Source organism: Daejeonella sp. (assembly GCF_030695525.1).
GTDB lineage: Bacteria > Bacteroidota > Bacteroidia > Sphingobacteriales > Sphingobacteriaceae > Daejeonella.
Genome location: NZ_JAUYSS010000059.1, coordinates 1 through 14,390 on the forward strand (window position 1 = coordinate 1; position 14,390 = coordinate 14,390).

The 14,390-nt window shown below is 39.1% G+C and carries 12 protein-coding genes and 1 tRNA gene; 6 read left to right on the plus strand and 7 right to left on the minus strand.

All coding sequences use genetic code 11. From position 1 onward, the window contains the following. Positions 1-118: 118 nt before the first annotated feature. From Q8S11_RS13935 to Q8S11_RS13945, 3 genes are all read right to left on the minus strand, one after another. The gene (locus Q8S11_RS13935; RefSeq protein WP_305662729.1) at positions 119-790 is read right to left on the minus strand and encodes an AAA family ATPase; all 672 of its coding nucleotides are present in this window, start codon (positions 788-790) and stop codon (positions 119-121) included. A gap of 461 nt (positions 791-1,251) precedes the next feature. Continuing rightward, positions 1,252-1,716, minus strand: coding sequence for a RadC family protein (locus tag Q8S11_RS13940; protein ID WP_305662730.1), 465 nt, complete (start codon positions 1,714-1,716; stop codon positions 1,252-1,254). Between the two features lie 384 nt (positions 1,717-2,100). Continuing rightward, positions 2,101-2,865 carry a hypothetical protein gene (locus tag Q8S11_RS13945; RefSeq protein WP_305662731.1) on the minus strand — a complete coding sequence of 255 codons (765 nt, stop codon included), beginning with the start codon at positions 2,863-2,865 and terminating at the stop codon, positions 2,101-2,103. Between the two features lie 96 nt (positions 2,866-2,961). Here Q8S11_RS13945 and Q8S11_RS13950 point away from each other — a divergent pair, with 96 nt between their 5' ends. Beyond that, a complete protein-coding gene (locus Q8S11_RS13950) occupies positions 2,962-3,186 on the plus strand; it encodes a helix-turn-helix domain-containing protein (RefSeq protein WP_305662732.1) in 225 nt (74 codons plus the stop codon). 300 nt (positions 3,187-3,486) lie between these two features. Here Q8S11_RS13950 and Q8S11_RS13955 read toward each other — a convergent pair whose 3' ends face one another. Further along, positions 3,487-3,834: a hypothetical protein gene (locus Q8S11_RS13955; protein ID WP_305662733.1), complete on the minus strand. Its 348-nt coding sequence runs from the start codon at positions 3,832-3,834 to the stop codon at positions 3,487-3,489. Between the two features lie 369 nt (positions 3,835-4,203). Continuing rightward, a tRNA-Phe gene (locus tag Q8S11_RS13960) sits at positions 4,204-4,279 on the minus strand. Between the two features lie 876 nt (positions 4,280-5,155). On the opposite strand from Q8S11_RS13960, the gene Q8S11_RS13965 reads away from it, so the two are divergent. Continuing rightward, positions 5,156-5,968: a ZIP family metal transporter gene (locus tag Q8S11_RS13965; protein ID WP_305662734.1), complete on the plus strand. Its 813-nt coding sequence runs from the start codon at positions 5,156-5,158 to the stop codon at positions 5,966-5,968. 112 nt (positions 5,969-6,080) lie between these two features. On the opposite strand, the gene yiaK is transcribed toward Q8S11_RS13965, so the two are convergent. Further along, positions 6,081-7,064, minus strand: coding sequence for a 3-dehydro-L-gulonate 2-dehydrogenase (gene yiaK, locus Q8S11_RS13970; RefSeq protein ID WP_305662735.1), 984 nt, complete (start codon positions 7,062-7,064; stop codon positions 6,081-6,083). Positions 7,065-7,520: 456 nt separating this feature from the next. Between yiaK and Q8S11_RS13975 the strand changes: the two genes are divergently transcribed. From Q8S11_RS13975 to Q8S11_RS13990, 4 genes are all read left to right on the plus strand, one after another. Beyond that, positions 7,521-8,402, plus strand: coding sequence for a bestrophin family protein (locus Q8S11_RS13975; protein WP_305662736.1), 882 nt, complete (start codon positions 7,521-7,523; stop codon positions 8,400-8,402). A 107-nt stretch (positions 8,403-8,509) separates the two neighbouring features. Beyond that, positions 8,510-10,684: a DUF5916 domain-containing protein gene (locus Q8S11_RS13980; RefSeq protein ID WP_305662737.1), complete on the plus strand. Its 2,175-nt coding sequence runs from the start codon at positions 8,510-8,512 to the stop codon at positions 10,682-10,684. A 695-nt stretch (positions 10,685-11,379) separates the two neighbouring features. Continuing rightward, positions 11,380-12,681, plus strand: coding sequence for a (Fe-S)-binding protein (locus Q8S11_RS13985; RefSeq protein WP_305662738.1), 1,302 nt, complete (start codon positions 11,380-11,382; stop codon positions 12,679-12,681). 234 nt (positions 12,682-12,915) lie between these two features. Then, positions 12,916-13,707, plus strand: coding sequence for a (Fe-S)-binding protein (locus tag Q8S11_RS13990; RefSeq protein ID WP_305662739.1), 792 nt, complete (start codon positions 12,916-12,918; stop codon positions 13,705-13,707). A 75-nt stretch (positions 13,708-13,782) separates the two neighbouring features. Here the strand turns inward: Q8S11_RS13990 and Q8S11_RS13995 are convergent, their stop codons facing one another. After that, on the minus strand, positions 13,783-14,283 hold the full coding sequence (locus tag Q8S11_RS13995) for a hypothetical protein (RefSeq protein WP_305662740.1): 501 nt from the start codon (positions 14,281-14,283) through the stop codon (positions 13,783-13,785). Positions 14,284-14,390: the final 107 nt, after the last annotated feature.

Below are 14,390 nucleotides of genomic sequence, written 5' to 3' on the forward strand. Positions count from 1 at the left end.
CGAACTATCTATCTTCTGGGGTGGTCAATTTGCTCCGGTTTACCCTGGTCAATTTGCTCCGGGATGGGGTGGTCAATTTCAACCGGGGAAGGTGGTCAGTTTACTCCGGTTTAGGTGGTCAGTTTACTCCGTTTTTTCCAATATGCGAGCCAATAGTTGAAATTTCAACATTCGGATAGTCGAAAATATAGGCAAATGCTCTTTCAACATCTTCATTTACTCTCTCTGCTTGAGCCAGCCCTATTTTCCTCATTAAACTGTTTGAAGTGTTTCTTGCAGGCCCTAGCCTTTCTAAATCAATAAAACGAACCTGTCTGTTTCGTATCTGTGCATTTATACGCGTTAAGTCTGAACTTGCCTTACCTACACCTGTCCAAGCTTGTGTTGCAGGATTTCTTTTAGCAATTCCATCCCTATTTGAATTACCAATTCTCCAAAACAGTTTATAAGTATACTCTCGGTTTGTATTCTCATGATTCGTAAATGGCATAACATCTCTCCATGTATGACGTCTCAAAATTGTTTCAGGTTTTGTAGAATCATTTCGCATAAAGTCATAGTGGCTACAAGCTAGTAGCAAAAGCAAGCTCGTCTTTCCAATCTTATTTGTACCTGTTAGAACTGTAATTGGGTGGTCAAAGGATAATTTTAAGTTGAGAATGCTTCTAAATTCATCAACTTCGATCCTGTTAACGAAATTCACAAAGCTATTATCTACATTATGAAATGTCGTTGGATCGTAATGTAATAGTCGATTCTTAGTTTCAATTATGTTTTGAAGATTGAGCATTTTATGTTAAATAAAATCAAACTAATTGTATATAATGCAGACAAGACTACCATAAGTTCATGAAATAGTAATTATTATGGCAATTTTATTGCATTCACTTAAATATCTTCATTATCAACGAGGTATCCTAAAACAAATCAAAAATATTGAGCGAAATACGGATGAAGCAATTGGCTTTCATAGTTGCGACCGAATGCGACTGAACAAAGGTCACTGGAGTAAAACTCGCAGAGTGATCCAGTGATATTTTTTCCATTCAGAAGATACGAAGCTTGGCAGAATTATTGATCCAATAGGCATAAGCATAGGGAAATTCAATAATTCTGATAAGTTGAAGCCTTAAGGACAAAGCATTTCACCCTGCTAGACAAGCAATAATATTAGACTTAGTTACTTTTTGAGAAATCTGCAAATGAGTTGTCCTTTATAATCCAGCCTTTTAATTTTTCAGTGTTATTTTTTTACATCATTCCTTCATCCGCAAAACTTAGGTAACCATCCTTCGTCAGGATAATATGTTCAATTACTGGTAAGTCTAGGAACTGTCCTGCTACTTTTAATTTCCTTGTAAGCTCTATATCTGCCTGGCTGGGCTTTAGATTACCTGATGGATGATTATGAACCAAGATAATACTTGCAGCATTACATTTGAGTGCTGAAACGAAAATAACTTTAGGGTCTGCTATTGTACCTGCCGTTCCACCAACTGAGATTGGCATAATACCTAAAATTCTGTTTGCTCGATTAAGTAGAATGATCTTAAATTCTTCAAGAAACTCAATAATTTCAAAATTCCAATTTTCTTTCAGAATATTATATACTTCAATTGATGTGTTAATCTGAGGTCTATCTGAGATTCTATAATTCAGATTGTAAACCAGTTTCAATTCAGTAACCTGATTCAGGTTGTTAATAGTTTTTTTCATGTTTATTGGTTTGAAGGAGGTTAAATTTCGGGCCGTTGCGGGCGGAATGAAAGGTCACGGCAGAGGAGTCAGCATGACGATGCCGGGATATCTTCGTAGAAGACAAAGCCTGAAAAAGTTATTGTTGTTAGGGACAGTGTTGAGGAACAATAAGTTGTGACAGGCTGCAGCCTGAATGACAAGCAGGCCCGCAAAACTAGAGAACCGTTTGGATTTTCAGGGTTTTCCTGATAATACAAGGGAAGGTTCTATGAGGATGATTGAATGAGCCTAGAATCATGCCAGGTTGAACGAAGTGACCTGGAGTGATTATGGAGGGAATGATTGAAGACGAATGCCTTATAACCGCTCTCGGATAGTAAGTAAAGACAGCGGATGGGTAGATTAGAATACTTTCTTTTTCGGCAATTTGTTCCGTAATTCCTCATTGAGGGAATATCTTATGCTCATACTACAATCACGTTGCAATTTGTCTGTTATCACCTTATACTTTTGTTGAGCATAATTATAGCTCCTCATTGATGTATTTTGTTCTACGTCAAAGCTAATATCTAATCCTTGAGGTGTTGTCCATATTTTACTGATTCTTTCATATTCACCCAATATGGTACTATTCTGAACTGTGTCCAACCTTATAGGCTCACCGTATAAATTTCCCAACATTGTTTTAATTTTGGTTTCAACACGAAATCCTGATGGATACTCATAATCAACTACATGTAATGTATCCTTAATACCAAATGGCATATCGTGAACTTTAAACTCATAATCCTTATAAAAAAAGTAATACATATTATACCAATTGGTAATCTCGGCAGGCTTAAAGAATGGGGGATTATCCAAGTCTGTTGATAAAAAAACAGTCACAGAAGTAACAAATCCATTTTGTTGCTCATATACAGGGAAAAAGTAGTAATAGTTTTGATTAAAATTATCCACCATAATTCTTGTGTGATACAAATTGCCATTCTTATCGGGAACTAATGTTTTATTCTTTTTTAGACTGTCAATATAAGTTTCTAAAGATTTCAGCTGTACACCTACTGGAATTCCCAAGAATCCTTCTAAATGGATCTCCTTTTTGTCTTTACAGGAATAAAAAAATAGAGATATTGAAATTATAATTAATCGTGTAATTAATTTTTTCATGTTGACGGCATTTGAGATTAAACTTAGATGTTAAATATAAATAAATACCCAATATATTGGGTGGTATGAGATTTATGATACAGTGAATTTAGCTGTGTGATAAACAACAGAGATCCTTTAGTCCTTAAAGAGTTTGGTAATAACTTACGCAAGCTGAGAAAAGAAAGAGGATTTTCTCAGGAGAAGCTTTCATTGCAAGCAGGTATATCTAAAAACCAAATAGGAAACATAGAACGTGGAGAGGTCAATATTACTCTAGGTACGCTAGCTGTCTTAGCTAAAACCTTTAACATATCTTTAAAAGAGCTATTTGATTATTAGGGAAAACGATTTATAAGAAACCCACACCCCTAATATTCTATATAATATTTTATCTTCTTTACCTTCTGCTACTGCCTCCACATACACAAGTGTATTGATCTTTAGATTCTCAGTGGGTAGAATACACCTAACCTGAAAAGGTGTTCTTAGGAGTCTCAATAATCCTTTACTAGTTACAACTATCAGAGTATTTTCATCATAAAATCTGATCTTTCTATTAAAATCCATAAGGTTTAAGCTTTAAATCTGGTAGGTTTAAAAGGGCAGCTCTTAAGCACACCCTTTTTACACAATCTGGGGCTAGACTGTTTGTCGTTCCACCAACTTCATGTCTCCAAGAACACCAGTACTAACAGAGCCCTGGTACTCATAAGTGTAATCAAGCATCATAGTCTCACCTGTGGTTTTATTGGTGAATTCATAAGGCTCCGTTTCCCGTTTCACAATTTCTCCCTGCATCTGTGTACCAACTAATAATTTAGCTGTGTCTTCATTAAATGTGCAGGGGAGGCTGCAACGCTTGGTGGTTGCATAAAACTTGCCTGTCTGATTGCTTTGGACAATTTCCAAACCTCCTTGTAATTCCAGACAGATAAATGATCTACCTTCTTTTGTTTCTCTTACTGCGTAAGATGCTACTGTTACCATGATAATGATTTTAAATGGGGTTAATAATAATTGTTTTTCTGTACGGGGGGGTACATACTTTCAAATTTTGAGGGGGGTAGTTTGATTGGAAAATGCGAGAGAGCCTAAAATGTCAATAAAAAAATTTAGGGGTAATTTTAAAAAAAATAGAAAGGATAAATCTGATTGATGGCTTCCTGTTATAGCTATTAACTTTATATTATTTAAGGTTGATATGATTTAACGCTCAGAGAGTTATCCATACAAAAGGATATATAGGGCTCACTACAGACATTAATGAACGAAGATTTGTAGTAAATAGGTTTTGTGTACCCTAATTTGTACCCTAATAATCAAAAAAGCCCCATACAACTAAGTACGAGGCTTTCTTGGTGGTACCAGCTGGAATCGAACCAGCGACACAAGGATTTTCAGTCCTTTGCTCTACCAACTGAGCTATGGTACCAGACCATACCCGTTTTGTTCGGGACTGCAAATGTAGTGTCTTTTTTCGTTTAAGAAAATAATATTTGAAAATTTCTAAAAGGTTTAATTTCTAGTGTTAAGCATTTATTTGGATGATCTGAATTGAATAGCTACAATTGTCTGAATATCAGTTTAAAACGTTAAGCTAAATACTTTGTGTAGATCTTTTGTCTTTTCATCTGGTCCCGATAGCAATCGGGGCGAACCAGCGACACAAGGATTTTCAGTCCTTTGCTCTACCAAAGAGCTATGGTACCAGACCATACCCGTTTTGTTCGGGAAGCAAATGTTTGTCTTTTTTCGTTTAAGAAAATAATATTTGAAAATTTCTATTTGGGTATATATTCAGGATTTAATGATTGTTTTCAGGATCGGGCACAATAAACTGTAAAAGACTGAGCATCAGTTTACAATGATATGTTAATTACAGTCCTTTGATATTTAGCAGTACCAGCTGGTCCCGATAGCACTCGGGGCGAACCAACGACACAAGGATTTGCCTAAATTCTAAACTCTAATTTTTTCAATCAACTCTCCATTCTCCATTCTCAATTCTCAATTAAACAGATCTCTCCTCGCGATAAAAAATCCTTTAAACTGAAAATCCTTTTCGCTTATCGAGATTACGGTGAATGAAAAACACCCTTTAATAACCATCAATTCTGCTAATAGAAATATTTAATAATGTAAAGCAGGATTCCAATTTGCTCATTTTCTAATTTTCAAATTTGCTAATTCACTACTACCCCTGAAGCCTATGCTTAAAATTAGAACAGGATACCCAGGACTTCAATTTTAGTTTTTAAACCACCGCATTATTTTAATATTTTCACAATATTATTTTGTAGCATTACAAATGAATATCAGCTGGTTACTTGAGTATAACCCCATATTTTTAGCCTTCATGGCCACGCTTTTTACCTGGGGCGTAACTGCATTAGGAGCCTCATTAGTCTTTTTCTTCAAAACAATAAACAGAAGAGTTCTGAATTTAATGCTGGGTTTCGCTGCCGGGGTGATGATTGCTGCCAGTTACTGGTCGCTCCTGGCTCCTGCGATTGAAATGGAAAAGGATTCTCAATACCCCTGGCTACCCGCTGTTACCGGCTTTTTAGCAGGAGGCGCATTTATTCTGCTGATTGATAAAATATTACCACACTTACATTCCAGATTGCCCATTGATAAGTCGGAAGGAATTAAAACCACATGGGACAGGAGTATTTTATTAGTTCTGGCTATTACCCTGCACAATATCCCCGAAGGATTGGCCATTGGAGTGGCCTTTGGAGCCTTAACCCATAATCCGGATTTGGGTGTACTTACGGGCGCTGTTGTTCTGGCTATTGGCATTGGCTTACAGAACTTTCCTGAAGGTACTGCAGTTTCAGTTCCATTACGACGGGAAGGTTTGTCAAGGAGAAAAGCATTTTTCTACGGACAATTATCAGGAATGGTAGAGCCTCTGGCAGGTGTACTTGGTGCTTACCTGGTGGTTACCATTACCCCCTTACTTCCTTATGCTTTATCCTTTGCTGCCGGTGCAATGATTTTTGTAGTTGTAGAAGAATTGATTCCGGAATCACAAACCGGTGGCGAGACTGACCTCTCAAGCATTGGGGTGATGATTGGATTTGCATTAATGATGCTGCTGGATGTTGCTTTGGGGTAGATTTCCTCCTTTATCCTTAAGATTTTCAGATTTTAACCTTTCTAAAGCGCAAAGTGCTACAGACCTTTTTATATGACATATTTCGCGTCTCTGCGTCTCTGCGAGCGCTTTTTTACATTTTCAAAAGCTCTTCCCAAATCCTCTCTTCCACCGGAATACCATGCTTTTCATTAAATCGGCGCGTTGCCAGCGTATTTTCCCCTGGATAATAAATACTTCCTCCGGGTTCTGCCGGAGAACTTGATTTTGTATACCGGATGATCTCTTCAATAAGCATTTGATTGTAATCACTCTTGTGCAAACAGAGGAAAAACTGAGATACCCCTGATTCTTTAACCGTGGAATTAATGGCGGCGGTAGACTTTCCCCCACTAATCGCTGTGAGCAAAACATCCAGAACAAATGCCAAACCTGATCCTTTCCAATAGCCTATGGGCAAGGCTCTTCTGGATTTTATTATTGCTAAAGGATTTTTAGTTAAATTTCCTTCCATATCATAGCCAGCGAAAACCTCCATTTCCTCATTATTAAATCTGCTTTGCTGTAATTTACCATAGGAGAATTGGGTCATCGCCATATCCAATACAATATGACCCTCAGTACGGGGAACTGCAATAATTAAAGGATTGTTTCCCAATCGGGGTTCTTTGCCTCCCCAGGGTGGCATATTGGCCATCGTATTTGTAAAGCAAATTCCGATACAGCCTGCATCAGCAGCCTGCCAGCCATAGGTTCCACCACGCATCCAATGATTGGTGTTTCGCATCGCAAGGCAGCCAATTCCATTGCTTTTAGCGAGATCAATTGTCCTGTTCATCGCCTTTGTTGCATTGTACATCCCTGCACCCGAATTGCCATCCCATATCTCAATCATACCATAGGATTCAACAAATCCAGGCTCCGCATGTATATCAACTTCCCCTTCTTTTACTGCGTTCACAAAAGCAGAAAAACGGTTTAAACCATGGGAATACACCCCATCTCTGCTATTTCCCGCAAAAATATCGGCACATAATTCGGCTTTCTCCTCAGTAAATGACAGGCTGAGTAAGACTCGTTTAAACTCCTTTTTAAGATCTGCAAACGGAACTTTCATAATTTCATTATTTACCCCCCTCCAGCAAATTTGCAGGATTTTTATGAATAATTTAGGTTGGTTAGTTGGTTGGTTGGTTAGTTGGTTAGAAAATTCCCAGTTCATTTTAAATTATCAACCCGATAGCTATTGAGTGTCAATTGAAACAGATCTCTCCTCGTGCAAGATTCTCCTTAATTAAAAAATCAGTTTCGCTCGTCGAGATAACGGTATATGGTTGATTTTTAATAGTGGCTTCAGATTTCAATTCCCTACTCCCCATTCACTTATTTGCTAATTTGCTAATTTCTTCCCCAATCACGAAGACGAAATCTTCTTTCCGCTCGCCCAGGTGATTTCGTAAATCTTTAGCGCATTGACAAATCGACAAATCAACTAATCGACAAATCCATTCCATTTGCTAATTTGCTCATTTACTAATTTGCTCATTCCCATTTCATTTCCTTATTTTGCCTCATGATCGTTTATAATCCGAAAGACTGGTTCTACTCCACCTTTTATCTTCATAAATCTGATACAGCACGAAAGCTATTTCCTCTAATAATTGTTCTGGCGCTGTATTCAGCAGGAATTGCTTATCTCGAGCTTGAATACATCAATCTCTCGGATGTTATCTGGGTTAAAAATATCACCATTGTCCATAACCTTTTAGGCTTTGTGATGTCTATCCTGCTCGTATTCCGCACCAACACGGCATATGACCGCTGGTGGGAAGCTCGCAAACAATGGGGAACACTGACCAATGTAAGCCGGATGCTGGCCATAAAGATGAACGCAATTCTTAAACCTGATGATCGCGTGAACCGCAGTTTCTACAAAAAAGCAATCCCATTATTTGCCGATACCTTATTCGATCATCTTCGCTCCAACAGAACCCGGTTCATGCTGGATGAGGTGGAGCATCCGGAATTTGAATCCCTGGATGTGCAAAAACATGGCCCCAATCAGGTCGCCTCGATGATCTTTAGCCGCAGCAATAATCTGTATCAGGACAGGGTCATCAGCGGTGATCAGCTGATCGTGATCAACACTGAAATGAATGCCCTGACCGATGTATGCGGGGCATGCGAGCGTATCAAGAATACACCTATACCAATGTCTTACAGCTCCTTTATTAAGAAATTTATATTCATCTATGTACTTACACTTCCGGTGGGTTTTGTATTCTCAATGGGCTATTTCGTCATCGCAGCCGTTCCCTTTATCTTTTATGTAATGGCTTCCCTTGAATTGATCGCCGAATCTATTGAAGACCCATTTGGGACTGACCCTGACGATTTACCTATCGACAAAATAGGCGAAAATATTAGAAAACATGTCTCTGAAATCATTCATTAATTGATATTAAATCATTGGTTTATCCGATTATTTTATCAATAGATTTCCACTCTTTTTTTTAATTTAGACCCATTCTCTGAGGAATTTCAGAGTATTACTTTTTTTCTGTGAGATATTTATTCCTGTTTATACTTTGTGTTCTTTCCGGCACCCGACTTTATTCTCAAAAAATAAACAGCGCCTACAAACTTCACATTACTGAAACCAAACTTCCTATAATAATCGACGGTCTCATTGATGAAGAAGCCTGGAATGTAAGCGATTCGGCTGTTAACTTTTTCATGGTTAGTCCGATGGATACCAGCTTTGCAAATCTCAAAACTACCGTCCGCATGACTTATGATCAGAATAACCTGTATATATCTGCCATATGCTATGAACCCAGGCCGAATACAGATTATGCTGTTGAATCGCTTAGGAGGGATTTTGCCTATACCAAAAACGATAATTTTCTGCTTATTGTGGATCCCTTCGACGACCAAACCAATGGCTTTACCTTTGGCGTGAATGCCGCAGGTGCACAATGGGACGGGCTTATATTCAATAGTAACGGCTATGACCTCAGCTGGGACAATAAATGGTATTCGGAAGTGAAACATTATTCCGACCGATGGGTTTTTGAGGCCGCTATTCCCTTTAAATCAATCCGGTATAAAAAAGGTATACAAACCTGGGGAATTAATTTCAGCAGACTGGACATCAAAGTACCTGAAAAATCGGCCTGGGCGAAAATTCCAAGACAGTTTAATGTGGCCTCACTCGCCTATACCGGAAATCTGATCTGGGATAATCCACCACCTGATGCCGGGACCAATATTTCTGTAATCCCTTATGTATTAGGTGGATTCACCAGGGATTATGAGAACAATACAAGTACTAAATTTAAAAGGGATATAGGTGCAGATGCTAAGGTCGGAATCACCTCCTCACTGAACCTGGACCTGACAGTAAACCCGGATTTCTCACAGATTGAAGTGGATAAACAGGTCACAAACCTTGATCGGTTCGAACTATTCTTCCCCGAACGGCGGCAATTCTTTCTCGAAAATGCAGATCTCTTTGCCAATTTCGGCTACTCTACAATCAGGCCATTCTTTTCACGAAGAATCGGATTAGGTGTACCCATTGAATTTGGAGCACGCCTTAGCGGAAGCCTGAATAAGAAATGGCGTATCGGAGCAATGGATATGCAGACCAAGAGTATGGATGACACTGGCCTACCCGCTCAGAATTTCGCGGTTCTTGCCCTGCAGCGAAGGGTATTCTCGCGCTCCAATATCCGCTTCATGTTTGTAAACAAACAATCCCTTAATTATGATCCGGCACAGCATCCCGGGAAACCAGTCTTTAATGCCTTTAACCGGAATATCGGACTGGAATACAATCTGGCTTCAACCAATAATCTCTGGACAGGAAAATCCATGTTTGTCAAGTCATTCGGACCTGTTAAAAACAGTGATGATCTGGTGCATGCCGCCAATCTGCAATACAGTAGCAAAAAATGGCTCCTGAGCTGGCAGCATGAATATGTGGGCGAAAATTATACCGCAGAAGTTGGTTATGTACCCCGCATCAATTACATTAAACTGAATCCGAAACTGAGTTATTTGTTCTTCCCGAAGGGGGGTAATATATTGAACCATGGACCGATTTTGAGCTCCACACGCTATTTCAACAAATCTTTCAGTCAGACTGATAATGAAACCTCATTCAACTATAAATTCACACACCGGAACCAGAGCACTTTTGAGGTCTGGACTTCTGATAATTTTATCCGCCTGCTCAGACCATTTGACCCATTAAATACAGGAAAAGGCAATTTAAGTACCGGAACCGAACATTTATGGAATACCTGGGGAGCAAATTACTTCTCCAAGCCACAGAAACTATATACCTACTCCTTTTCCGGACAATATGGTGGCTATTTTGCTGACGGAACCCGTTTGAATCTAACGGCAGATCTTGGCTACCGCTTTCAGCCCTATGTCAATATAGCCATGAGTACGAGCTATAATCATATTGTATTAGCTCAACCCTGGGGAACAAGCAATTTGTGGCTTGTTGGTCCGAGGACTGATGTTACCTTCAGTAATAAACTGTTTTTTACCACCTTCATACAGTACAATAACCAGCAGAAAAACCTGAATGTGAATACCCGCCTTCAGTGGAGGTATAAGCCTGCAAGTGATCTTTTCCTTGTATTTACCGACAATTATTACCCATCTCCTTTTGCCATCCGGAATCGTGCTTTGGTGCTGAAGTTCACATATTGGTGGAATTAGAATAATAAGCTTCATCTGAAATACTATTTTCCTGAGTTCGATGTTAGGAAGGTTAATAGATAGGCATATAATTATTCATATATTCTCTGGAGCTAATTAATTTGATTTTGAAAATCAATGCCTGTCTGTTATAGGCTAGTTCAGCCCTTTCCTCCGGTGTTATCCGCCAAGAAATCGCGTTCCCCTCTGGTCGGTGTTATCACCATACCAAGCACAATCACATCATTGGTCGGTGATAACACCTACCACAGGGAAATAGCCGGAAGCTACATCCTCCGGCAAGGTTTATTTTACCCGGTGCTGTTTTTCATTGGGACGGCAGCCCGGCAAAAGGACCATTTGCCATTGGGAATAAACCCGGGTGGAAGCTCTAGCTTTTTTGCTTATCGAATTTCATTATATCTATTAAATCTGTTGCAAAAAACTAGGGCAGAACACGGGACTGGCAGGACCGAAGAGGCACAAACCCTGCTTTCTAAAATAAAATCTTCAATGCAAATAGTAATTAGGCAATATTTTATGTCGAACCTGGTTTAATAAACTTTAATTTTTGGGGGCCATACCCATTATAAAAGCAGAAAGCTAAAAGCAGAAAGTTAAAAGCTAAAAAATGAGCAAATAAAAATAAAATATTATGCTTGCATAGTAATTGATTTAAAGGATAATGTTTATTTTTACCTATTAACCTAAACAATATGGTTCTACAAATCCTTTTTCTGATTATTGCAGCAGCAGCTATCGCACTTTTCAGCCTGAATGTGCGCAAGATCATCCGGAATATTAATTTAGGAAGACCTCTTGATCGTTCAGACCGACCATCCGAGCGATTGGCAATTATGCTAAAAGTCGCTTTCGGTCAGTCAAAAATGGCTAAACGTCCGGTAGCTTTTGTCCTTCACCTGTTTGTCTACATCGGCTTTATAATAATTAATCTAGAGGTACTCGAAATCATTATTGACGGAATCTTTGGAACGCATCGCATTTTTGCAGCCCCATTAGGCGGACTATACAATGTTTTAATTGCCTCTTTCGAAGTGTTGGCAGCATTAGTACTGATTGGAGTCATCGTATTCTTTGCACGAAGAAATATTGTTCATGTAAAACGTTTTAGCGGCATAGAAATGAGCAAATGGCCCCGTTCTGATGCCAACATTATTTTGATCGTGGAGGTTTTATTAATGAGTGCATTTTTAACGATGAATGCGGCTGATTATAAACTTCAGCAATTAGGGGCTTCAAATTATCTAAGTGCGGGATCCTTTCCTGTCAGCAGTTTTCTTATTCCGCTCCTGCCCGACTCCGAAACAGCATTGATTGCCATTGAACGATCCTGCTGGTGGTTCCATATCATTGGGATATTTGCATTTCTGAACTACCTGCCCTATTCCAAGCATTTACATATCGTTCTGGCTTTCCCAAATACCTATTATTCAAATCTGGAACCTAAGGGCGAATTAACTAATATGGCAAGTGTGAGTAATGAGGTTAAAGCGATGCTTGATCCCACATATACCCCTGAGCCAGTACCTGAAGGTGGACGTTTCGGTGCTAAAGATATTGGCGACCTGAGCTGGAAAAATTTAATGGATGCGTATACCTGCACCGAATGCGGAAGGTGTACCTCGGTATGCCCGGCGAATATTACAGGAAAGCTGCTTTCTCCGCGTAAGATCATGATGGATACCCGTGACAGGATGGAGGAAATTGGAAAAAACATAGATAAGCACGGCAAGGATCATCAGGATGGAAAATCCTTACTGGATTCTTATATTTCAAGAGAAGAAATATGGGCCTGCACCACCTGTAATGCCTGCACTGAAGCCTGTCCGGTAGATATTGACCCACTTTCCATTATCGTAGAATTGAGAAGATTTGCGGTGATGGAAGAGTCGCAAGCTCCTGCAAGTATCAATACTATGCTCTCGAATGTAGAGAATAACGGTGCACCGTGGAAATATGCAGCGGTGGATAGAATGAATTGGGCGGAAAACGATTAGGCAATTTGTCGATTCGGCAATTTGATGATTTGTCAATTGATTGGCTTTTAGTAGAATATGCTGATTTCAAATTGATAAGGCTTAATTTTTTACAACAAATTTCAATTTATCACCTAATACCATTGACAAATAGACAAATCAAATAATTGACAAATCAGTCAGGCTGCAATTGACAAATAGACAAATCGAATAATTGACAAATCAAATAATCGAATAATTGACAAATTAGTACATATGGAAAAATTAACAGTTCCAACAATGGCCGGAATGGCTGCAAAAGGTGAAAGTCCGGAGATTTTATTCTGGGTTGGATGTGCAGGCAGCTTTGATGAAAGGGCGCAGAAGATCACGCGTGATATCTGCAAGATATTGCAGCATGTGGGGATTAAATTTGCGGTACTTGGTACGGAAGAAAGCTGCACCGGGGATCCCGCAAAACGGGCGGGAAATGAATTCCTTTTTCAGATGCAGGCAATGAGCAATATTCAGGTATTGAATGGATACGATATAAAAAAAATTGTAACCGGATGTCCACACTGCTTTAATACCTTAAGAAATGAATACCCGGGTTTGGGCGGCAATTATGAGGTGATCCATCACTCGCAGCTCATACAGCAACTGATTGATGAAGGTAAATTGAAAGCCGAAGGAGGAGAATCATTCAAAGGAAAAAAAATCACCTTCCACGACCCCTGCTACCTAGGCCGCGCCAATAATGTATATGAGGCACCCCGGAAGGCTCTTGAAATTCTGGATGCCGATCTGGTAGAAATGAAGCGTTGCAAATCAAACGGCCTCTGCTGCGGTGCCGGGGGTGCCCAAATGTTTAAAGAACCTGAAAAAGGAAAAAAGGATATTAATATTGAAAGAATCGACGAGGCATTGGCACTGAAGCCGAATATAGTAGCATCCTCCTGCCCCTTTTGTATGACTATGCTGAGTGATGGGGTAAAAAACTATAATAAAGAGGAGGAAGTAAAAGTGCTTGATATTGCCGAAATTACTGCAAGGGCAAACGGACTTTAAGTTTTGGATACAATAAAAAAGCTAATTTAAACAGCAAAGCACCTTTGATATTAATTAACGTTAACCAATCTATACCTACTTATTTCTATCTAAGAGCCGCTTCATTTCAAGCAGGTCATTATGAAGAGCTACCATATCTTCGGCTTCAAGGATGCTCACTGGAAGCCGAAAGTATGTAGCCATCGAATCGACATTCCCATTACGGTCATTAAATGTTTGAACGATCACATCATCTTCATGAGTTTGAATGGACAATTCTCCGGATAAGTTATTCCCCAGGTAATTAATGGCACTGATTCGCATCAGATTGAAAGAATAATATTCCTGTTTACCGTTAACATAGGTTCGTCGGTATCTCAGGAAACCTTCATCGTTCAAAAGCAGCTCAAATTGCCTGATCTTTAAAAATCCTGACTCAGCATTATGAAGTGTGTTTAGCTTAAGCTGAGTACGCAGAGCGAGTTGATGCAATTCTTCCTCTGTCCCTGCTGTCGCACTGATAAAAACCAGGAGCCATCCTGTAAGAATAAGGGAAGGACAAAGCTTCTTTAAACCACTTTTAAACCCAGTATACATGAATCAGAAACAAATTCAGCCTTAAATTAATAAGTATTGTCAAATTTTTAACAAAAATCAATTATAAGAGTTATCCGGGATATAATCACTGGATTACACTTATTTAA

Excerpts from the sequence above, each read along its gene's own strand:
- Q8S11_RS13965 (WP_305662734.1), top strand. The coding sequence starts at position 5,156 with ATGAATATCAGCTGGTTACTTGAGTATAACCCCATATTTTTAGCCTTC.
- Q8S11_RS13955 (WP_305662733.1), bottom strand. The coding sequence starts at position 3,834 with ATGGTAACAGTAGCATCTTACGCAGTAAGAGAAACAAAAGAAGGTAGA.
- Q8S11_RS13935 (WP_305662729.1), bottom strand. The coding sequence starts at position 790 with ATGCTCAATCTTCAAAACATAATTGAAACTAAGAATCGACTATTACAT.
- Q8S11_RS13985 (WP_305662738.1), top strand. The coding sequence starts at position 11,380 with ATGGTTCTACAAATCCTTTTTCTGATTATTGCAGCAGCAGCTATCGCA.
- Q8S11_RS13995 (WP_305662740.1), bottom strand. The coding sequence starts at position 14,283 with ATGTATACTGGGTTTAAAAGTGGTTTAAAGAAGCTTTGTCCTTCCCTT.
- Q8S11_RS13945 (WP_305662731.1), bottom strand. The coding sequence starts at position 2,865 with ATGAAAAAATTAATTACACGATTAATTATAATTTCAATATCTCTATTT.
- yiaK (WP_305662735.1), bottom strand. The coding sequence starts at position 7,064 with ATGAAAGTTCCGTTTGCAGATCTTAAAAAGGAGTTTAAACGAGTCTTA.
- Q8S11_RS13975 (WP_305662736.1), top strand. The coding sequence starts at position 7,521 with ATGATCGTTTATAATCCGAAAGACTGGTTCTACTCCACCTTTTATCTT.
- Q8S11_RS13990 (WP_305662739.1), top strand. The coding sequence starts at position 12,916 with ATGGAAAAATTAACAGTTCCAACAATGGCCGGAATGGCTGCAAAAGGT.
- Q8S11_RS13940 (WP_305662730.1), bottom strand. The coding sequence starts at position 1,716 with ATGAAAAAAACTATTAACAACCTGAATCAGGTTACTGAATTGAAACTG.